Consider the following 20,233-nt stretch of genomic DNA (forward strand, 5'->3'; position numbering starts at 1 on the left):
TTACCCTGCCCGACTCGACGCGAGCGCTCGCTCAGAGCTGGAAGCGGTACCCCATGCCGGCCTCGGTGAGCAGGTGGCGAGGGGTGGCGGGCTCCGGCTCGAGCTTCTTCCGCAGCTGCGCGATGTAGAGGCGCAGGTAGCCGGTGTCGGTCACGTGCGTCGGACCCCAGATCTCCGTGAGCAGCATCTGTCGGGTCACGAGCTTGCCGGCGTTCCGGATGAGCAGCTCGAGCACCTGCCACTCCGTCGGCGTCAGGCGGACGGTGGCCGGCGACGCACCAGGGGTCTGCTTGGTGACCTGCTTCGCGGCGAGATCGACCACGATGTCGCCGAACCGGACGGTGGGTTCGGCCTCGGCGCCGGGGACCCGCCGGGTGAGCGCGCGGATCCTCGCGAGCAGTTCGTCAATGGCGAACGGCTTGGTCACGTAGTCGTCGGCACCGGCGTCGAGCGCCTCGACCTTGTCCGTCGAACCGGCGCGCCCGGAGACGACCAGGATCGGTGCGTCGGTCCAGCCGCGGAGTCCCTCGATCACCTGCCGCCCGTCGAGCCCCGGCATGCCGAGGTCGAGCAGGTACAGGTCGGGGCGGTGCGTCGTCGCGGCGTTGAGCGCAGCGGTGCCGTCTTCGGCCGTGATGATCTCGTAGCCCCGGGCGGTGAGGGTGATGCGCAGGGCCCGGAGGATCTGCGGGTCGTCGTCGGCGATCAGGATCTTCATCGAGCGGTCCCCTCCTGATCACGTGCCGCCGGCAGTGACACCACCATGGTGAGGCCCCCACCCGGCGTGTCCTCCGGTTCGAGTGTGCCACCCATCCCCTCGACGAAGCCCTTCGACAGCGCGAGTCCCAGGCCGAGACCCGTGAGGTTGTCGGTGTCGCCGAGCCGCTGGAAGGGGACGAACACGTCCTCCCGCCGGTCGGGTGCGATGCCCGGGCCGTGGTCGACGATGCGGATCTCGACGGCGTCGCGGAACCCGCTTGTCGCGATCCGGACGGGGGTGTCGTCCGGGCTGAACCGCTGCGCGTTCGTCAGGAGGTTCACGATGACGCGCTGCAGGAGGCCGGCGTCCGCGAGGACGGGTGGAAGATCGGGCGCGAGGTCGAGCTCGGCGTCGTGCGGCCCGATACCGAGCTCGTCGAAGGCCGGCAGGATCGCGTCCTCGACGTCGATCGGCGCGACGGTCACGGCGAGGACACCGGCCTGGAGACGACTCACGTCGAGCAGGTTCGTGACGAGGGCCGCGAGGGTGCGCAGGCTGTCGTCCGCGGTCTCGAGGAGGTCCTGGCGGTCCGCCGTGGTGAGTTCGACGTCGGTCGCGCGCAGGCCGGTGACGGCGGCGGTCGCGGCGGCGAGGGGGCGCCGGAGGTCGTGACTGACCGCCGAGAGCAGCGCGCTCCGCACCCGGTCTGTGGCAGCCAGCGGGCCGACCTCCCGGGCGGTGGCGCGCAGATCGGTGTGCTCGAGCGAGGCGTCGAGCTGCGCTGCGATGACGGCGAGCAGGCGGCGGTCGGACGCGGCGAGCACCCCGCCGTGCAGTTCGAGTACCGCGCGGGTGCCGATCGGGATGCTCGTGAAGTCGCCGCCGCGGGTCGGTTCGCCGTCGACCGCGAGGACCTGCTCACCCGCGACGAGGCGCACCCCGGCGAGCGAGAAGGACTCGCGGGTCCGGCTGACGAGCGCCTGCAGGGCTCCCTCGCCGCGGAGCACGCTGCCCGCGACCGTCGCGAGCAGCTCGGACTCCGCGGCCGCGCGCCTCGCCGTGCGAGCCCGTCGCGCCGAGAGGTCGACGACCCCGCTCACGATCACCGCGATGACGACGTAGAGCACGAGCGCCACGAGGTGCGCCGGATCGTCGATGGTCACGGTGTAGAGCGGTTGGACGAAGACGAAGTCGAGCGTGACGCCCGACAGGACGGCAGCGAAGACCGCCGGCCAGAACCCGCCCACGAGCGCGACGAGCACGACGAGCAGCTGGTACGACAGCACCTCGCTCGTGATCGACTCCTCCGTGCGGGCGAGGTGGAGGAGCCAGGTGACGAGCGGCCCGCCGATGAGCGCGAGCGCGAAGCCCGCGATGTGGCGCCGTGCGCTCAGGGCGCCACCGAGCTTCGGCAGCCGGAACCGTCCGCCGGCCGCTTCGTGGTTCACGATGTGGACGTCGATGTTGCCCGACTCGCGGATGACCGTGTTGCCGATGCCGGGCCCCGTGACGGCGGCGGACAGGCGACTGCGTCGGCTGACACCGATGACGAGCTGCGTCGCGTTCGCCGCTTTCGCGAAGTCCACGAGCGCGCGCGGCACGTCGTCGCCGACGACCTGGTGGAAGGTGCCGCCGAGGGTGTCGACGAGCGCTCGCTGCTGCGCGAGTGCACCGGGGTTCGCGGACCGGAGGCCGTCCTGCGTCGTCACGTGCACCGCGATGAGCTCGCCACCGGAGGAACGGGCGGCGATCCGGGCGCCGCGTCGGAGCAGGGTCTCGCCCTCCGGGCCGCCGGTGAGGGCCACGACGACCCGCTCGCGCGCCTCCCAGGTGCTGTCGATGCCGTGCTCGGTGCGGTAGTCGCGCAGGGCGGAGTCGACCTCGTCCGCCAGCCACAGCAGCGCCAACTCGCGCAGTGCCGTGAGATTGCCGAGGCGGAAGTAGTTGGACAGTGCGGCGTCGATCCGCTCGGCCGGGTAGACCCGGCCGCCGGCGAGCCGGTCGCGGAGGGCCTGTGGAGCGAGGTCGATGAGTTCGATCTGATCGGCCGCCCGCAGGACGGCGTCGGGGATCGTCTCCCGCTGCGGCGCCCCGGTGATCTGCCGGACGACGTCGTTGAGCGACTCGATGTGCTGGATGTTCACCGTGGAGAGGACGGAGACGCCGGCGGCGAGGAGCGCCTCGACGTCCTGCCAGCGCTTCTCGTTGACGGAGCCGGGGGCGTTCGTGTGCGCCAGCTCGTCCACCAGGGCGAGCTCGGGGTGTCGGGCGAGGACGGCCTCGAGGTCCATCTCGTCGAGCGTGACGCCCCGGTGCTCGACGCCCCGACGCGGCAGCGTCTCGAGCCCCTCGGTCAGGGCTGCGGTCGCGGCCCGACCGTGGGTCTCGACGACCGCGACGATCACGTCGACACCCTCCGAAGCGAGGCGGTGGCCCTCCTCGAGCATGGCGTAGGTCTTGCCGACCCCGGGGGCCGCGCCGAGGAGCACCCGGAGTCGTCCGCGCTGCATGGTGTTCAGTCCTCCTGGAGCATGGCGCTCTGCCTGCCGACCCCGGGGGCCGCGCTGTGTCGTCCGCGCTGCATGGTGTTATCCGTCCAGTCCTGCCACGGCGAGGTTCAGCTGCAGGACATTGACCGTGGACTCCCCAAGGTAGCCGAGGTCGGGGCCCTGCGTCAGGCGCTCGACGAGGGCACGGACCTCGCCCTCGTCGAGGCCGCGCTCGGCGGCGACACGGGGCACCTGCAGCAGCGCGTAGGCCGGGCTGATGTGCGGATCGAGACCGGACGCGGAGGCCGTCAGCGCGTCGGCGGGGATGCTCGACGGATCGACGTCCTCGAAGGCGGCGATGGCCGCGCGGCGCTCCTCGATCGAGGCGACGAGGTCGGTGTTCTCCGGCCCGAGGTTGCTGCCGCTCGACGCGCCACCGTCGTAGCCGTCGCCGGCCGCCGACGGACGCGACTGGAACCACTGCGGCAGCGGCTTGCCGTCGGCGTCGGTGAACGACTGCCCGATGAGCGCCGAGCCGACCGTCTTGCCACCCTCGGTGACGGCGGATCCGTTCGCCTGCCATGACATCGTCGCCTGCCCGATGCCGGTGGCGATGAGGGGGTAGCCGACGCCGAGGACGACGGTGAGGGCGAGCATGGCCCTGATGGCGACCCAGTACTGGGCGATGCCGCTGCGGGATGCACTCATGATGTTCTGTCTGCTTTCGTGTGCTGGGTGGGGCTCAGAAGCCGGGGATGAGGGTGGCGACGAGGTCGATCAGCTTGATCTGGGTCGTCGGCTCAGAAGCCGGGGATCAGGGTGACGACGAGGTCGATCAGCTTGATCTGGGTCGTCGGCTCAGAAGCCGGGGATGAGGGTGACGACGAGGTCGATCAGCTTGATGCCGATGAACGGCGCGATCACGCCACCGAGCCCGTAGACCAACAGGTTGCGGCTGAGGACCTTCGAGGCGCTGAGCGGTCGGTACTTCACACCGCGGAGGGCCAGCGGGATCAGGATCACGATGATGATCGCGTTGAAGATGATCGCCGAGAGGATCGCCGACGCGGGGGAGTGCAACTGCATGATGTTGAGCAGTGCGAGCCCCGGGAACACCCCGGCGAACATGGCCGGGATGATCGCGAAGTACTTGGCGACGTCGTTCGCGATCGAGAACGTCGTGAGGGCGCCTCGGGTGATGAGCAGCTGCTTGCCGATCCGGACGATGTCGATGAGCTTCGTCGGGTCGGAGTCGAGGTCGACCATGTTGCCGGCCTCTTTCGCAGCGGAGGTGCCCGTGTTCATCGCGACACCGACGTCGGCCTGTGCGAGCGCCGGAGCGTCGTTCGTGCCGTCACCGGTCATCGCGACGAGGTTGCCACCCTCCTGCTCCTTGCGGATGAGCTCGAGCTTCTGCTCGGGCGTCGCCTCGGCCAGGAAGCCGTCGACTCCGGCCTCGGCGGCGATCGCCTTCGCGGTGAGCGGGTTGTCACCCGTGATCATGACCGTGCGGATGCCCATGGCGCGCAGCTCGGCGAACCGCTCCGCGATGCCGGCTTTCACGACGTCCTTCAGGCGGACGACGCCGAGTACCCGCGCGGTGCCGGTGGTGTCGGTCTGCGCGACGACGAGCGGGGTGCCGCCGCCGGCGGACACCGCCTCGACGTGCTCCTGGAGCTCGGCGCGGGTCGCCTCGGCGAGGGATCCGAACGACTCCACCCAGGCCAGTACGGCCGAGCCGGCACCCTTGCGGATCTGTGCGCCGTCCGGCTGGTCGAGGCCGCTCATGCGGGTCTGCGCCGTGAACGGGACGATCTCGCCTGCCACGGACCCGTCCAGGTGGATGCCACGCTCGGCGGCGAGGTCGACGATCGACTTGCCCTCGGGCGTCGGGTCGCTGAGTGAGGACCGGGCTGCGGCCTCCGCGAGTTCCTCCGGCGTGACACCGCGGAGGGCGATGAACTCGACCGCCTGGCGGTTGCCGTAGGTGATGGTGCCGGTCTTGTCGAGCAGCAGGGTCGTGACGTCGCCGGCGGCCTCGACCGCGCGGCCGGACATCGCGAGCACGTTCCGCTGCACGAGTCGGTCCATGCCGGCGATACCGATCGCCGAGAGCAGGGCGCCGATGGTCGTCGGGATGAGGCAGACGAGCAGGGCGATGAGGACCGGGACGCTGACGGGAGCCGCCGCATAGGAGGCGATGGGGTTGAGCGTGAGCGCGACGACCACGAACACGATCGACAGGCTCGCGAGCAGGATGTTGAGCGCGATCTCGTTCGGCGTCTTCTGCCGCGCCGCACCCTCGACGAGGCCGATCATGCGGTCGACGAAGGTCTCGCCGGGCTTCGAGGTGATGCGGACGACGATGCGGTCGGACAGCACGCGGGTGCCGCCGGTGACGGCACTGCGGTCGCCGCCGGACTCGCGGACGACCGGGGCCGACTCTCCCGTGATCGCCGACTCGTCGACCGAGGCGATGCCCCAGACGATGTCGCCGTCGCCCGGGACGAGCTCGCCGGCGGTCACCACGACGACGTCGCCGAGGGTGAGGTCCGCGGAGGAGACCTGGCCGATGGCGGCGTGCTCCGCGGACGGGTCCGCCGAGGCGTCGTAGGAAGTGACCTGGTTCGCCATGGTCGAGGTGCGCGTCTTGCGGAGGCTGTCGGCCTGCGCCTTGCCGCGTCCCTCGGCGACGGACTCAGCGAGGTTCGCGAACACGACCGTGAGCCACAGCCAGATCGCGATGCCCCAGGTGAACGACGCCGGCACGGCCGAGCCGCCGGACTCCTGCGCACCACCGAGGAACGGTTCGGCGATCGCGAGGACGGTGGTCAGTGCCGCGCCGACCTCGACGATGAACATGACCGGGTTCTTGACCATGAGCCGCGGGTCGAGTTTGCGGAAGGCACCCGGGGTCGCGGCGAGCAGCTGCGCCGGACCGAACGCGGCCTTCGCGGGCTCGTGGTGGTGGTCCTGCTCCTGCTCGGGTTCCGCCGGGGCGGGAAGCGTGTGCGTGGTGGACATGGTTATGACAGCCCTTCCGCCAGGGGACCCAGCGCGAGTACGGGGAAGTAGGTGAGTGCGGTGATGACCACGCGGTGTGCGTCGCGGACGTGGCTCATGACAGCCCTTCCGCCAGGGGACCCAGCGCGAGTACGGGGAAGTAGGTGAGTGCGGTGATGATCACGCGGTGTGCGTCGCGGACGTGGCTCATGACAGCCCTTCCGCCAGGGGACCCAGCGCGAGTACGGGGAAGTAGGTGAGTGCGGTGATGATCACGGCGACACCGGTGAGGAGGCCGACGAACTGCGGCCGGTTGGTCGGAAGCGTTCCGGCGGTCGACGGCACCCGGTCCTGCGCGGCCAGCGAACCGGCGAGCGCGAGGACGAGCACGATCGGGACGAAGCGACCGAGGAGCATCGCGACACCGAGCGCAGTGTTGAACCACGGGGTGTTCGCCGTGAGACCGGCGAACGCGGAACCGTTGTTGTTCGACGCAGAGGTGAAGGCGTAGAGGACCTCGGAGAGGCCGTGGAGGCCCGGGTTCCAGATCGACGTCGTCTCCACATCCGAGCGGACGCCGGGGATGGCGAAGCTCAGAGCGGTGCCGGCGAGCACGAGGGTCGGCGTCACGAGGATGTACAGGCTCGCGAGCTTGATCTCCCGCGGGCCGATCTTCTTGCCGAGGTACTCCGGGGTCCGGCCGACGAGCAGTCCACCGATGAACACCGCGATGACGGCGAGCACGAGCATGCCGTACAGGCCTGAACCGACGCCGCCGGGGGCGATCTCGCCGAGCATCATGTTGATCATCGGCATCATGCCGCCGAGTGCCGTGTAGGAGTCGTGCATCGAGTTGACGGCACCCGTCGAGGTCAGCGTCGAGGTCGAGCCGAACAGCGTCGAGGCGAAGACGCCGAAACGCTGCTCCTTGCCCTCCATCGCACCGCCGGCCGCCATCGGTGCCGCTCCGAGGCCGCGGGTTTCGAGCGCCGTGAGGATCGAGAACGAAGCGAGGAAGATGACGCCCATGACCGCGAGGATCGTGTAGCCCTGCTTGTGGTCGCCGACCATGCGGCCGAAGGTGCGCGGCAGGGAGAACGGGATCGCGAGCATGAGGATGTTCTGGACGAGACTCGTCCAGGCGGTGGGGTTCTCGAAGGGGTGCGCGGAGTTCGCGTTGAAGAACCCGCCGCCGTTCGTACCGAGGAGCTTGATGGCCTCCTGCGAGGCGACCGGTCCGCCGGGGATGGTCTGCGTCGCGCCCGTGATGGTCGTGACGTCGGTGAAGCCGTTGAGGTTCTGGATGGTCCCGCCCGCGATGAGCACGACCGCCATGACGACCGAGAGCGGCAGCAGCACGCGGAGGGTGCCGCGGGTGAGGTCGACCCAGAAGTTGCCGATGGTGCCGCTGCGGCGACTCGCGAAGCCGCGGACGAGGGCGATCGCGACGGCGATGCCGACGGCGGCGGAGACGAAGTTCTGCACCGCGAGGCCCGTGAGCTGCACGGTGTAGCCCATCGTGACCTCGGGCGAGTACGACTGCCAGTTGGTGTTCGTGACGAAGGACACGGCCGTGTTGAACGACAGGCCCTCGGGGACGGCGGGGAGGCCGAGTGCGAAGGGCAGGACGGCCTGCGCACGCTGGAGGGCGTAGACGAGGAGAACGCCGACGAGCGAGAAGGCGAGCACCCCGCGGAGGTAGGCCTGCCAGGTCTGCTCGGAGCGCGCGTCGACACCGATCACGCGATAGAAGCCGCGCTCGACGGCGAAGTCCTTGCTCGAGGTGTACACCCGGGCGAGGTACTCACCGAGCGGACGGTAGAGCAGCACGAGGACCAGGACGAGGGTCGAGACCTGGAGGATCGCGAAGAGGGTCTGCATCAGAACCTCTCGGGTTTCACGAGCGCGTACACGAGGTACACGACGGCGGCGACGGCCAGGACGGCGGCGAGGAGTTCGAAGACGATCACAGTCTCTCCACTCCCCGGGCGACGAGGCCGACCAGAGCGAACACGGCGATGACGCCGAGCACGTAGACGAGGTCGAGCAAGAGGACTCCAGTGGGTGCGTGGTGCGGGTGCGTGGTGCTGTGTCCCGTTCGGGACAGCTCAGAGCCAACACCCGTCAGCGACCTCCGACGGCGGTCCTCACGGTTTCCATACGCCTTCCGCGTGGATCCTCACGACCTCCCTACGGTGCGTGGTGCGCGGGGCTCGAACGCCCACGCGCGGGCGGGGTTGTCGCGGGTGATCGTCGACACCGCTTCCGCGCCGAGGGCCTTCGCCAACTGCGGTGCGACGGTCGTCAGGAGCGCCGCCGGACCGTACTCCTCCGGCCGAACGCGGGAGGCGGACGTGGTCGTGTCGGCGCCGAGGAGCAGCGCGGGCAGGTGTCCGTCGTCGATGAGGGCTTCGAGGATCCGCGCCAGTCGAGCGGGGTCCATCGGATGGGCCGGCGATGGCGTGTCGAGGCACACCCACGCGCCGGAGCGGGCCGCCTCGAGGATCTGCTCGAGGTGATGGTTCCGGCCGAGATGCCCGAGGACGATGGACCTCGGGTCCACCTCGTCGGCGTCCAGCGCCGCCAGGACGAGCTCGGCCGCGGCTCCCTGCTCGAGGTGCACCGCGATGGGCACTCCGGTGGCGTGATGCGCCACTGCAGCGGCCCGCAACGCGTCCCGCTCGTCCTCGGCGAGGCGGTCGGGGCCGACACCGATCTTGATCAGTCCGCACCGGTGGCGGTCGACGTCGTCGATGAACGCCGCTGCGAGCTCGTCGGCCGAGCGCGTGGGTTCCGCAGCGCCGTCGGGGTAGACGCGTCGCAGATGTCGTCCGGTCGCTGCCACGACGTGGACCCCCCTCGACGCACTGATCCGCCGGAGTGCCGGGAGGCCGGGTCCGAGACCCCGAGGCGTCCACTGGACGACGGTCCTGCCGCCCACCGCTGCGAAGCGCGCGACCGCGGTCGTGGCGTCAGGCTCGTCGACCAGGTCGTCACCGGCCAGGACCGGTGTCCGGAGGAAGAGGTGGTCGTGGGAGTCGACCACGCCCGCCGTGGCCGGGTCGATGTCGCCGAGCACCGTGCGGATCACCCGGGTCTCGAGCCGCACCCGGGTCACCGGGCGTCGTCGTCGCGGTCGGTCGCCGGTGGCTCGGTCGCCGCCTCGGGGAGGAGCCGCAGGGCCGCCATCACCCGGGGCAGCCCGACATACGGCACGAGGTGGACGAGCGCCTCGGCGAGCTCCGTCCGGGTCATCCCGATCCGGAGCGACGTCGTGAGGTGACCGCTGAGTTGCGGGTCGACGCCGCCGAGCGCGGTCAGCGCACCGATGATGAGCAGTTGTCGGTCGCGCGGCGTCAGGCCCTCGCGTTGGTAGGTCCCACCGAACACGGCGCCGACGATCCACTCGTCGAAGCCCGGCGCCGCCGCATCGACCGTCGCGCGCCAAGCCGCGGTCGTCGTCTCGTCCTGCAGCTCCGCCAGTCGTTCGCGGCCGGCCGCCACATCGAACACCTCGTGCATCGTCGCTCCCTGCATCGTCGTTCCCTCGTTCTTCCCTGGTGTAACGGTTGACACGTTACACTCGAACCATGACGACCGAGACCGACTTCCGCTTCGACGGCGGAGCCACCTGGCTGAACCTGCTCGCCACGCAGGGACAGAGCTTCGGAACGCGGCCGGTGGAGCGGATCGGGACGCCCGAGGCGGGGCATCGGTGGCTCGGCCTGGTCGGGTTCGGTGTGGATGGCGAGCTGAGCGCCGACGACCTCGATCGCCTCGTGAGGCTGCGGGAGTCGCTCCGCGAGCTGGCGATGGCGTCGGTCGCCGGGCGCGAACCGGCCCCGGACGATCTCGCGCAGGTGCGTGGACACGCGTCGGGTTCGGCCGGAGCGCTGTGGAGCGGTCCCACTCAGGCCGGCGTCACGCTCGCCGCGGCGCTCGCCGCGATCGCCGTCCAGGCGCTGGTCATGCTGCAGGGGCCGGACCGGGAGCTGTTGCGTCAGTGTGCCGAGGTCGACTGCCGCTGGGTGTTCCTCGACACCTCGGGTCGGCGTCACTGGTGCCCGTCGCCGGCCTGTGCCAGTCGGGGTCGGGTCCGCGCCCACCGCGCGCGGCAGGGGGGTTCTCGCGCCGGATGACCCGGCGCCCATGGGCTCATCCCGCTGCGTCGGTCACGACGGGTCGTCACTCCGGTGGCGGGCCATCCCGTCGCGGAGGGCGAGGAGGTGGGTGCGGCTGCGCTCGAACGCCGCGGTGGCATCGCGATCGGCGACCGCCTGCACGATGTGCTCGTGGACGAGCTGGTCGTGGTCCGTCCCCGGCTCGCCGCTGAGGCGGAGCATCTGGATCATCGCCTCGCGGCTGCGCTCGGCGAAGGTGTCGAACAGTTCGGTGAGGATCTCGTTCCCGCTCGCGGCGACGATGCTCCGGTGGAGCGCGGTGTCGGCGTCGACCCGCCCCTCGATGGTCGCGCGATCGGCGTTCCGATGGGCCAGCGCTGCCCGGATGGCGGCCAGATCGGACGCCGTGTGGCGTTGCGCGGCAAGGGCTGCCGCTTCACACTCGATGGCGATGCGCGCCTCGATGACCGAGCCGATCGCGGTCCGCAGGACGAGCGCGTCCCAATCCTGGACCGGCGCGCGCGACCGGAGGAAGTTCCCCGATCCCTGCCGGGTCGACAGCACGCCCTGGCCGGCCAGCTGGCGGATCGCCTCGCGCATCGTCGAGCGGCCGACGCCGAGCTGCGGTGCCAGGGTCGTCTCGCCGGGCAACTTCTGGCCGATCTCCCACTCGCCGGCCTGGATGCGCTGCAGGAGCAAGCGTGCGACCTGGTCGGAGAGTGATTCACGGTGCACGGTGTCCATGTGTCGATCATAGTCCTCAGCTTGTCTGACAAGTTGTGTTAGCGTTGCCGCGTGATCCCCGCAGACTCCCGACTCTCCACACCCGCCGGCCCCGTTCCGTCCTCCGCGCCGAGCTGGAATCGCCAGCGCCACTCGCAGATGCCGTCCCACCGGTACCAGGACCTGTACTCGCGGGTGGACGTCCCCCTCCTCGACCGGACCTGGCCGTCGAGGCGACTGACCGAGGCGCCGCTCTGGGTGCCGGTGGACCTTCGCGACGGCAACCAGGCGCTCGCCGCGCCCATGGACCCCGAGCGGAAACGGGCGTTCTTCGAGCTGATGGTCACCATGGGGTACAAGGAGATCGAGGTCGGGTACCCCTCCGCCTCGCAGACCGACTACGACTTCGTCCGCTTGATCGCCGAGACCGACATCGCCCCCGAGGACGTCACGATCGTCGTCTTCACACCGGCCCGCCGCGACCTGATCGAGCGCACGGTCGAGTCGATCCGTGGGATCCGGAACCCGGTCGTCATCCACCTGTACACCGCGACGGCGCCGCTCTGGCGGGAGGTCGTCCTCGGACACGACCGCGACTCACTCCGCGCGCTCATCCTCACCGGCGGCTCCGACGTCCTCGAGTTCGCCGGCGACCTCGACGGGGTGCGGTTCGAGTTCTCCCCGGAGGTCTTCAACCTGACGGAGCCGGACTACGCCCTCGAACTCTGCGACGCCATGACGACCCTGTGGGATGCCTCTCCGGACCGCCCGGTGATCCTCAACCTGCCCGCCACCGTCGAAGCGGCGAGCCCGAACGTCTACGCGGACCAGATCGAGTACATGCATCGGAACCTCGACCGCCGCGACGCCGTCATCCTGTCGGTCCACCCCCACAACGACCGCGGCACGGGGATCGCGTGCGCTGAGCTCGCGGTCCTCGCTGGCGCCCAACGCGTCGAAGGGTGCATCTTCGGCAACGGCGAGCGGACCGGCAACGTCGACCTCGCGACCCTGGCGCTCAACCTGCACGCGCAGGGCGTCGATCCGATGATCGACTTCTCCGACATCGACCACATCCGTCGGGTCGTGGAGCACAGCAACCGCATCGAGATCCACCCGCGCCACCCGTACGTCGGCGAGCTCGTCCACACCGCGTTCTCGGGGACGCATCAGGATGCGATCAAGAAGGGCTTCGCGGAACACCGAGCGCGGGCTGAGGCCACCGGCAGCCGCCCGGAGGACCTCCCATGGCGGGTGCCCTACCTGCCGGTCGACCCCGCGGACCTCGGCCGGAGCTACGAGGCGGTCATCCGCGTGAACTCGCAGTCCGGCAAGGGCGGCATCGCCTACCTGCTCGAACGCGACTACGGCATCGAGATGCCCCGTCGTCTCCAGGTGGACTTCTCGCGTCGCGTCCAGCAGCAGGCGGACGAGACGGGTCGCGAACTGGACGCCGAGGCGTTGCTCGCGGCGTTCGAGCGCAGCTACCTGTCGGCGACGCCGTCTCGGGTCGAGCTACTCGAGGTCGATGTGGCGACGACCGGCGAGACCTCGCGGACGACGATCGGTCTGCGGATCGACGGGGACCGCCATGAGGCCACCTTCGCCGACGTCGGTCCGGTCGAGGCGGCGACCCGTCTCCTCGCCGACCACGGCGTCCACGTCGAGATCGTCTCCCTGCATCAGACCTCGCTCAGTGCCGGGAGTGGCGCCGAGGCCCTGACTCTCCTGGAGATCCGCCGCGGGGCGGAGACGGTGTGGGCAGCGGGTCGGCATCGCTCCGTCCTCGACGCATCCGTCCGTGCCGTCGTCAGCGCTGCGGGCCGCTAGCCGCCCTGCCCTACGCTGGGAGGCTGAGGGCGTCGAGGGGATCTGGATCAGTGGAACTGCGATGGCTGACGGCGCCCGAACACGAGGTCGCCGCGGCGATGGCGGATGAGCGTCGCTCCGGCCGGCCCAAACGGGTGCCCACCGGGCGGAGAGTGCTCTTCCATCTCTACTTCAGCCTCGTCCTCTGGTACCTGGCGATCGCGCTCGTCTCGGTCGGGGTCAGCGTCGACGAATACCACGACCGTCGCGTCGAGCCTGATGACGTCATCGGCCTGGTCGTCGCCGCGCTCGTCCTCGTCGGGCTGCTCGTCGGTGCCTGGTTCCTGTACCGCTGGTCGCGACGCCCGCCGTCGCCGAAGGCGCGCCTCGCCGAATGGCGGCGCCACCTGACGGCGGTGGCCAACGGCTTCGAGGAGCAACCGAAGGGTCGGGCGATGTTCTCCTCGCTCATCACCACGACGGGGAAGTACAACAACGCCTTCATCACCGTTCCGGGACCACAGGTGCAGTCGTATCCGCGATTCGTCCGCGGGAACATCGAGTTCGGCAACCTGGTCGACGACGTGAAGCGGTCGAGGGACTGGCATTACCTCGTGGTGCGGCTGCCGGCACCCCTCCCGCATCTGCTGCTCGATGCGACGACGAACGACACCGTGCGCAGCGATCTGCCGCCGGGCGTCGACCGGGGTCTGCAGATCTCCCTCGAGGGCGACTTCGACCGGTGGTTCCGCGTCTACGCGCCGTCCGGGTACGGAGCGGACGCGCGATACGTGCTGACCCCCGACGTGATGTCGTCGCTCGTCAGCACCGCGGCCTACTACAACGTGGAGATGGTCGACGATCGGGTCGTCTTCTTCAGCAGGCCGGCCGCCGACTTCGCCTACGCCGCCCCCTGGGTCGCCATCGACGCGATCCTCACCGACCTGGTGCCGCGTCTCATCACGAGGGCCGAACGGTACCGCGACGAACGGGTGGCGGGACAGGACGCCGAGAGCGTCCTCGAGGCGGCGCGGGACGCCATGGAGGCTGAGCAGGTCTGGACCCGGAAGGAGACGGTCGTCGGCGAGGAAGGCCGTCGCCTCACGGTGCGCGCGCGCTTCCACGCGATCTGGGTGGCTGTCGGCGCGGTCAGTTGGCTCGTCACCCGCACGCTGCTCTACTTCATCCCCGCCGCCTTCGCCTTCGCGGGGTTCATGTCCGTGGTGGACGGGCGCTAGCCGCGACCGAGTCGCCCGAATCTGCTTGGATCCACGTCCAGATCGGACAGATCCGGGCGACTCAGCGGGCAGGTCGCGGAACATCCGGCGGCGCCTTCGCGTTCGCATCGGTGTGACCCTCACCGCGACCCCTCCAGCGTCGACGATCGACACCTTCGATCGCGCACTCGCGAGCCTCGAGTGGACGATCCACGGCACCGACCGCGACCGCCTCGCCGCGGGCACACCGCTGCGACGACCGCACACGGCGTCCGGTTTCGTCTACCTCTCCAGCGGACGCGTCCGCCTCACCGCCGCCGATGGCACCCGCGACCTCGACGCCGGCGACCTCGTCTTCTTCCCCCGCGCCCACGCCACGACGGTGGTCGCGCTCGAGGACGCCGAGCTCCTCGACGTCGCCTTCACCCCGCCGGGCCAACGCCAACAGGTGGCGGAGACGCTGCCCGAGCACCTGTACGTCGCCGACTTCGCCGGGCAGGAGCCCTCGATGGTGGCGCTCATCGAGGGCATGGGCTGCCCGCAGGCGGCTGGTCGTCCGCGGCCGGGCGACACCGTCATCTGCAGCCGCATCGCGACCACGATCGTGTCGGCCGCGCTCCGCACGTGGAACGAGGCCGGCTGCGCGCCGGATCGCTGGCTGCAGCGCATCGGCGACCCGCACATCGGCGCGGTCCTCGACGCCCTGCACGCCGAACCGGGGCGCCCGTGGACCTTCGAGACGCTCGCCCGCATCGCCATGATGTCGCGGTCGGCGTTCGCCGAGCGGTTCCGCGAGGTCGTCGGGCACACCCCGCGCGCCTACCTCACGACCGTTCGCATGGAGACGGCCAAGGGGCTCATCCTCACGGGCGACGCGTCCGTGGCCGAGCTCGCCGGCGCGCTCGGCTACGTGTCGGAAGACGGCTTCGCGCGCGCCTTCCAGCGGTACACGGGCCTGACGCCGGCCCGCTGGCGTGCCGAGGCGGCGCTCGCCGCGTAGGCGGTCGGCCGGGCAGCCTTCGGCATCACCGTGCGGTGCGCGCCGACCCGAAGACGATGCCACCGACGATCGCGGAGATCGCCGCGACCGTGAGCGCCGGGACGATGCCGACCGCGTCGACGAGCAGTCCACCCGCTCCGGCACCGACGGTGATCGCCAGCTGGAAGCCTGCGACGACGAGTCCGCCACCGGATTCCATGCGGTCCGGGACGAGGCGACCCATCCAGGTGCTCAGGGTCGTCAGCCAGGCGCCGAAGCCCATGCCCCAGGTGGTGATCGCGATGGTCACGATCCAGGGCTGCCCCGGGAACAGGGTCACGAGGGCGATCGAGATGCCGATGAAGGCCGGGACGACGTAGCGCAGGGCTGCGAGGTGGCGGTCGACGAGGAGCCCGATGACGAAGTTGCCGACCACGCCGCCGAGGCCGAATGCCGCGAGGAGGACGGCCACACCGGCCGCGTCGAGGTCGGGCACCCGCTCGATCGCGAGTCGGATGTAGGTGAAGGCGATGAAGTGGCCGAGGACGGTCAGGATGTGCCCCGTGAGGCCGACGCGGATTCCCGGGACGCGGAGCGTGTCGACGAGCGACCGCAGACCGCCGCTCGACGGTGCCGGCGCGACGGGTGGGAGGACGAGCCGCAGTGCGACGGCCACCACCGCGGTGATGACCGCGACGCCGGCGAAGATGAGGCGCCAGTCCATGACGGAGCCGAGGTAGGTGCCGACCGGGACACCGGCGACCGTCGCGACGGTGGTGCCGGTGTTCACGAGCATGATCGCCCGACCGAGGTGGTGCGGCGCGGACAATCGGGCGGCGATCGCGATCGACATCGCCCAGAAGGCGCCGAGGGCCGCACCGAGCAGGAGTCGGGCGATGAGCAGCATCACGAAGTCGGCGGAGATCGCGACGAGCGCGCTCGACACCGCGGCGGCGGCCGCGAGCAGGACGAGCAGGAGGCGACGGTCGAGTCGCGGGACGAGGATCCCGATCGTCGGTGCGGTGAGGAAGCCGATGAACGCCGTCGCCGTGACGGCCTGGCCGGCCTGGCCCTCGGTGATCCCGAGCGACGATGCCATCGACGGCAGCAGGCTCGGCGGCAGGAACTCGGCGAGCACGAGCACGAAGCTCGTCGCCATCATGACGGCGACGGCCGCCCATGCGGTCCGCGTGCGCGGGGCGTCGGACGCGGCTGCGTTCGTCGTGGGGACCGAGCCCGTTCGTGGTGCGTCGAGCTTCTCGTCTGTCGTCATGCTCTCAGCTTGCCGGAGCCGTGACCCCTCCACCCGACGCCCAGTCCACCCGACCCGACCGTCCGTCCACCCCGGCACCCGTCCCGGCGTCGCTGAGTCGCCCGTTCCTGCACGATAATCTCGGATATTGGTGCAGATCCGGGCGAGTCAGCGCACCTTCCTGACAGATCGGTGAACACCGCGTCAACAAGTTGCACTGAGTGCATCGGTGCACGTAGTGTACCCACGTGTCCACCGCCGCCCCCGCCGAGGATCGACGCGCCGCTCTCCGCGCGCGCCACCATCGGGCGATCCTCGACGCCGCCCGCGTCATGATCGCGGAGCAGGGCATCGCCGGCTTCAACGTCGACGTCATCGCCGAGCGCGCCGACGTCTCCCGCCGCACGGTGTTCAACCACTTCTCCTCGATCGACGACCTCGTCACCACCTCCTGCACCGAGGAGCTGGCCGTCGTGATCGAGAGCTTCCGGTCCGCCGTCAACGCCCGACCGGCGGGCCCGGGGTCGCGCGTCTCGATGTTCGAGGACGTCGCCGCAGCGCTCCGCACGACCGACATCCCCCGCGTCATCGCTTTCCTCTGGAACGCGCTCGGCGGCTTCGCACCCGACGACTCGCGCCCGCAGCAGCTGTTCCAGGCCACCTTCTCCCGCACCACCCAGGAGCTCGCCCACGAACTGGCCGAGCGCAACACCGACGTCGACGAACTCGAGGCCGGCTTCCTGGTGTCCTCCCTCATGCACGGCGTCGAAGTGCTCGCCCATCACTGGATCGTGAGTACCGGCGCCACCACGGACGATGAAGCCCGTGCCCTCTGGACCGACCTGCTGGAACGGCTCATCGCGAGCGTCCGCACCGGCTACGCGTCCACGCACTGATCCGCTTCCCGCTCCGTCCCCGCACACGTCACCAGCACCACCTCCCGAAGAATCGAGACTCCCTTGGCTGAACTGCTGTATCGCCTCGGACGCTTCTCCGCGCGTCGCGCGTGGGCCGTCCTCATCTCCTGGATCGTGATCCTCGGCATCTCGGTGGGTGCGTTCCTCGCCTTCGGTGGCACCCTCTCGAGCGCCGTCACCATCCCGGGTACACCGACCGCGAAGGTCACCGACCAGCTCGAGGAATCGTTCCCGAGCGCCTCCGGTGGCACCGGGGCGATGGTGTTCCACACGAAGGACGGTGACGCCTTCACCGACAGCCAGAAGACCGCGATCGGTGAGCTGCTCGACGAGACGGCCGACCTCAAGGGCGTCGACTCCACGGTCAACCCCTTCGAGACGCAGGAGACGATCGCCGACCAGGCGAAGCAGATCTCCGACGGCAAGACGCAGATCGACGACGGCCGCACCCAGCTGACCGACGGCCAGACGCAGCTCGACGCCGGACAGCAGCAGCTGACCGACGCGCAGACCCAGCTGAGTGCCGCGCTCGCCCAGGCGCAGCAGGCCGCGGGCGGCACACTCCCGGCCGCCGCACAGGCCCAGTTCGACGCGCAGCAGACCGCGATCACGCAGCAGCAGACGGCGCTCGACGCCCAGCAGGCCACCATCACCGAGAACCTCGCGAAGCTCGACGAGCAGAGCACGAAGCTCGAGCTCTCCTCGCAGCTCCTCGACCTCTCCTCGGGTATCCGCACCGTCTCGACCGACGACACCACTGCGGTCGCGAACGTCGTCTTCGACAAGCGCCAGCAGGAGGTCACGCCGGAGACGAAGCAGTCGGTCATCGACCAGGTGAAGAAGGACGTCCCGTCGGGCGTCGAGGTCGAGTTCTCGAACGAGCTCGCGCAGAGCCTGCCGCAGCTGTTCGGCGTGGGTGAGGCGATCGGCCTCATCATCGCGGCGATCACGCTGCTCGTGATGCTCGGCACGGTCATCGCCGCATCGCTCCCGCTCGTTTCGGCGATCGTCGGCGTCGGTGTCGGCGTCACCGCGTCGCTCTCCCTTTCGGGCGTCGTCGACATGCTCTCGATCACGCCGGTGCTCGGCGTCATGCTCGGGCTCGCGGTCGGCATCGACTACTCGCTGTTCATCCTGAACCGGCACCGCAAGCAGCTGCTCGCGGGCGTCGAACTGCACGAGTCCATCGGCCTCGCGAACGGCACCTCGGGCAACGCGGTCGTCTTCGCCGGATCGACCGTCCTCGTCGCGCTGCTGGCGCTCAACGTCACCGGGATCCCGTTCCTCGGCCTGATGGGCACCGTCGGCGCGATCTGCGTCGCCGTCGCGATCCTGCTCGCGGTCACCCTCACGCCCGCCCTGCTGTCGCTGCTCGGCCTCCGCATCCTCAGCCGGAAGGCACGCGGCACCATCGGCACGCCGCGCCCGGACGCCGTCCCGACCAAGCCCATGGGTACCCTGCGCGCCGTCGGCACGCTCGTCGCCGGACTCGTCGTGCTCGGCGTCGTCGCGATCCCCGCGCTCGACATGCGTCTCGGCCTGCCGGACGGCAGCTCGGAGGCCGTCGACTCGACGCAGTACCAGTCCTACACGCTCATCGAGGACAAGTTCGGTGCCGGCGTCAACGGTCCGCTGCTCGTCGTCGCGACGCTGCCCGACGCCGCCACCGACGAGGAAGTCCTCGAGGAGCAGGTGCGGATCGGCCAGGAGATCGCCGACCAGGACGACGTGAAGGCCGTCGCGCCGGTGGGCGCATCGGACGACAACTCCGTCCTCGCCTTCCAGGTGATCCCGAAGGAGGGGCCGAACGCCGTCTCCACGGAACAGCTCGTCCGCGACCTGCGTGACCTCTCGCCGCTGTCGGGCGATGTCGAGCTCGGCGTGGCCGGCGGCGCGAGCGGCAACATCGACGTCTCGAAGCAGCTCTCCGACGCCCTTCCGCTCTACCTGGCGCTCGTGGTCGGTCTGTCGCTGATCATCATGATCCTCGTGTTCCGCTCGATCCTCGTGCCGCTCACCGCGACGCTCGGATTCATGCTGTCCCTCGCGGCGACCTTCGGTGGCATCACGGCGATCTTCCAGTGGGGCTGGCTCGGACCGGTGTTCGGCGTGCACGACCCGGGGCCCATCCTGAGCTTCCTGCCGACGATCCTCATCGGCATCCTCTTCGGGCTCGCGATGGACTACCAGCTGTTCCTCGTGTCCGGCATGCGTGAGGCGTTCGCTCACGGTGCCCCGGCGCGCCTGGCGGTCCAGCGCGGGCTGCACGCCGGCCGGACGGTCGTCGTGGCGGCGGCGATCATCATGATCTCCGTCTTCGGCGGGTTCATCTTCTCCCACTCGGCGATGATCCGGTCGATCGGGTTCGGTCTGGCGTTCGGTGTGCTCGTCGACGCGTTCGTCGTCCGTATGCTCCTCATCCCGGCGGTCATGCACCTGCTCGGGAAGAGCGCCTGGTGGATCCCGAAGTGGCTCGACCGCATCCTGCCGAACGTCGACGTCGAGGGTGCCGCGCTCGAGCGCAGCCACCCGGCGCATCACGTCGAGGCCGGTGACACGGGTTCGGTCGCGACCGCCCCGTCGAGCGGCGAGCCGCGGAACGCGGTCGACGGCGCGGAGACGGCGGCCCTCGGTGCCGGCGTGACCGCGGGGACGGCGGCACACGTGGCCGCACCGTCGAGTGAGCTGACCCGCCGGGAGGCGGCCGCCGCCGAGCGGACGCACCCGGCGCACGTGCTCACGACCGACCCCGACTCGGCCGACCAGCAGGTCTCCCGGGTGGAGCCCGGGCTCGACGTCATCGTGCACCCGGCGACCGCCGGTGTGCAGCGCGTGGCCGTCGGTGCCTACGTCATCGCGGTCGACGCCGACAACGGCACCGCGGTCGTCGAGCCGCCCGTCGGTGGCGTCGTGGTCGTCCGCGCGCCGAGGTAGCGCGGCGCTCGGTCCCTGAGCCCGTCGAAGGGTGGGGGCTGGGCGGGTTCTCGGTCCCTGAGCTTGTCGAAGGGTGGGGAGGCGGCCGG

Annotated in this window: 17 protein-coding genes; 6 read left to right on the forward strand and 11 right to left on the reverse strand. The window is 70.3% G+C overall.

The genetic code is table 11. The features are described 5' to 3' along the window. Positions 1-31: 31 nt before the first annotated feature. The 9 genes from ACLIME_RS16790 to ACLIME_RS16830 all read right to left on the reverse strand — a co-directional run bounded on the left by ACLIME_RS16790 (position 32) and on the right by ACLIME_RS16830 (position 9,729). Positions 32-718, reverse strand: a complete 687-nt coding sequence (locus ACLIME_RS16790) for a response regulator (RefSeq protein ID WP_079704770.1) — start codon at positions 716-718, stop codon at positions 32-34. Next, positions 715-3,210, reverse strand: coding sequence for a DUF4118 domain-containing protein (locus tag ACLIME_RS16795; protein WP_411557647.1), 2,496 nt, complete (start codon positions 3,208-3,210; stop codon positions 715-717). The genes ACLIME_RS16790 and ACLIME_RS16795 overlap by 4 nt, the downstream gene beginning before the upstream one ends. 78 nt (positions 3,211-3,288) lie before the next feature. Next, positions 3,289-3,897: a potassium-transporting ATPase subunit KdpC gene (gene kdpC, locus ACLIME_RS16800; protein WP_411557648.1), complete on the reverse strand. Its 609-nt coding sequence runs from the start codon at positions 3,895-3,897 to the stop codon at positions 3,289-3,291. A 150-nt stretch (positions 3,898-4,047) separates the two neighbouring features. Then, the gene (gene kdpB, locus ACLIME_RS16805) at positions 4,048-6,213 is read right to left on the reverse strand and encodes a potassium-transporting ATPase subunit KdpB (RefSeq protein ID WP_411557649.1); all 2,166 of its coding nucleotides are present in this window, start codon (positions 6,211-6,213) and stop codon (positions 4,048-4,050) included. 94 nt (positions 6,214-6,307) lie between these two features. Continuing rightward, a complete protein-coding gene (locus ACLIME_RS16810) occupies positions 6,308-6,403 on the reverse strand; it encodes a potassium-transporting ATPase subunit KdpA (RefSeq protein WP_202939527.1) in 96 nt (31 codons plus the stop codon). Continuing rightward, positions 6,400-8,073 (reverse strand): potassium-transporting ATPase subunit KdpA, encoded by a 1,674-nt coding sequence (gene kdpA / locus ACLIME_RS16815; RefSeq protein ID WP_192004347.1) that lies wholly within the window; start codon positions 8,071-8,073, stop codon positions 6,400-6,402. Before kdpA ends, ACLIME_RS16810 begins: the two co-directional genes overlap by 4 nt. Further along, a complete protein-coding gene (gene kdpF / locus ACLIME_RS16820) occupies positions 8,073-8,162 on the reverse strand; it encodes a K(+)-transporting ATPase subunit F (RefSeq protein WP_056009336.1) in 90 nt (29 codons plus the stop codon). Before kdpF ends, kdpA begins: the two co-directional genes overlap by 1 nt. Positions 8,163-8,371: 209 nt before the next feature. After that, positions 8,372-9,310: a hypothetical protein gene (locus ACLIME_RS16825; protein ID WP_411557650.1), complete on the reverse strand. Its 939-nt coding sequence runs from the start codon at positions 9,308-9,310 to the stop codon at positions 8,372-8,374. Further along, positions 9,307-9,729, reverse strand: coding sequence for a carboxymuconolactone decarboxylase family protein (locus ACLIME_RS16830; RefSeq protein WP_411557651.1), 423 nt, complete (start codon positions 9,727-9,729; stop codon positions 9,307-9,309). The genes ACLIME_RS16825 and ACLIME_RS16830 overlap by 4 nt, the downstream gene beginning before the upstream one ends. A 53-nt stretch (positions 9,730-9,782) precedes the next feature. Between ACLIME_RS16830 and ACLIME_RS16835 the strand changes: the two genes are divergently transcribed. Then, positions 9,783-10,331: a CGNR zinc finger domain-containing protein gene (locus ACLIME_RS16835; RefSeq protein WP_411557652.1), complete on the forward strand. Its 549-nt coding sequence runs from the start codon at positions 9,783-9,785 to the stop codon at positions 10,329-10,331. A 33-nt stretch (positions 10,332-10,364) separates the two neighbouring features. Here the strand turns inward: ACLIME_RS16835 and ACLIME_RS16840 are convergent, their stop codons facing one another. Beyond that, entirely contained in the window at positions 10,365-11,057 is a 693-nt protein-coding gene (locus tag ACLIME_RS16840) for a FadR/GntR family transcriptional regulator (protein ID WP_411557653.1), read from the reverse strand. Between the two features lie 138 nt (positions 11,058-11,195). Here ACLIME_RS16840 and ACLIME_RS16845 point away from each other — a divergent pair, with 138 nt between their 5' ends. From ACLIME_RS16845 to ACLIME_RS16855, 3 genes are all read left to right on the forward strand, one after another. Beyond that, complete coding sequence (locus ACLIME_RS16845; RefSeq protein WP_411558806.1) at positions 11,196-12,866, forward strand: 2-isopropylmalate synthase; 1,671 nt, start codon at positions 11,196-11,198, stop codon at positions 12,864-12,866. Positions 12,867-12,916: 50 nt separating this feature from the next. Beyond that, positions 12,917-14,083 (forward strand): hypothetical protein, encoded by a 1,167-nt coding sequence (locus ACLIME_RS16850; protein ID WP_411557654.1) that lies wholly within the window; start codon positions 12,917-12,919, stop codon positions 14,081-14,083. 112 nt (positions 14,084-14,195) lie between these two features. Further along, positions 14,196-15,062, forward strand: a complete 867-nt coding sequence (locus ACLIME_RS16855; protein WP_411557655.1) for an AraC family transcriptional regulator — start codon at positions 14,196-14,198, stop codon at positions 15,060-15,062. A gap of 25 nt (positions 15,063-15,087) precedes the next feature. On the opposite strand, the gene ACLIME_RS16860 is transcribed toward ACLIME_RS16855, so the two are convergent. Next, a complete protein-coding gene (locus ACLIME_RS16860; RefSeq protein WP_124768453.1) occupies positions 15,088-16,314 on the reverse strand; it encodes an MFS transporter in 1,227 nt (408 codons plus the stop codon). 227 nt (positions 16,315-16,541) lie between these two features. Between ACLIME_RS16860 and ACLIME_RS16865 the strand changes: the two genes are divergently transcribed. Both ACLIME_RS16865 and ACLIME_RS16870 read left to right on the forward strand, forming a co-directional pair. Beyond that, a complete protein-coding gene (locus tag ACLIME_RS16865) occupies positions 16,542-17,189 on the forward strand; it encodes a TetR/AcrR family transcriptional regulator (protein ID WP_411557656.1) in 648 nt (215 codons plus the stop codon). 63 nt (positions 17,190-17,252) lie between these two features. Next, positions 17,253-20,144 carry an MMPL family transporter gene (locus tag ACLIME_RS16870; protein WP_411557657.1) on the forward strand — a complete coding sequence of 964 codons (2,892 nt, stop codon included), beginning with the start codon at positions 17,253-17,255 and terminating at the stop codon, positions 20,142-20,144. Positions 20,145-20,233 lie beyond the last annotated feature (89 nt).

Source organism: Plantibacter sp. MPB07 (genome assembly GCF_046619465.1).
Classification (GTDB): domain Bacteria; phylum Actinomycetota; class Actinomycetes; order Actinomycetales; family Microbacteriaceae; genus Plantibacter; species Plantibacter auratus.

What these genes read in the sequence shown, in the direction of transcription:
- ACLIME_RS16790 (WP_079704770.1), bottom strand. Translation starts at nt 718, where the DNA reads ATGAAGATCCTGATCGCCGACGACGACCCGCAGATCCTCCGGGCCCTG.
- ACLIME_RS16795 (WP_411557647.1), bottom strand. Translation starts at nt 3,210, where the DNA reads ATGCAGCGCGGACGACTCCGGGTGCTCCTCGGCGCGGCCCCCGGGGTC.
- kdpC (WP_411557648.1), bottom strand. Translation starts at nt 3,897, where the DNA reads ATGAGTGCATCCCGCAGCGGCATCGCCCAGTACTGGGTCGCCATCAGG.
- kdpB (WP_411557649.1), bottom strand. Translation starts at nt 6,213, where the DNA reads ATGTCCACCACGCACACGCTTCCCGCCCCGGCGGAACCCGAGCAGGAG.
- ACLIME_RS16810 (WP_202939527.1), bottom strand. Translation starts at nt 6,403, where the DNA reads ATGAGCCACGTCCGCGACGCACACCGCGTGATCATCACCGCACTCACC.
- kdpA (WP_192004347.1), bottom strand. Translation starts at nt 8,073, where the DNA reads ATGCAGACCCTCTTCGCGATCCTCCAGGTCTCGACCCTCGTCCTGGTC.
- ACLIME_RS16830 (WP_411557651.1), bottom strand. Translation starts at nt 9,729, where the DNA reads ATGCAGGGAGCGACGATGCACGAGGTGTTCGATGTGGCGGCCGGCCGC.
- ACLIME_RS16835 (WP_411557652.1), top strand. Translation starts at nt 9,783, where the DNA reads ATGACGACCGAGACCGACTTCCGCTTCGACGGCGGAGCCACCTGGCTG.
- ACLIME_RS16840 (WP_411557653.1), bottom strand. Translation starts at nt 11,057, where the DNA reads ATGGACACCGTGCACCGTGAATCACTCTCCGACCAGGTCGCACGCTTG.
- ACLIME_RS16845 (WP_411558806.1), top strand. Translation starts at nt 11,196, where the DNA reads ATGCCGTCCCACCGGTACCAGGACCTGTACTCGCGGGTGGACGTCCCC.
- ACLIME_RS16860 (WP_124768453.1), bottom strand. Translation starts at nt 16,314, where the DNA reads ATGACGACAGACGAGAAGCTCGACGCACCACGAACGGGCTCGGTCCCC.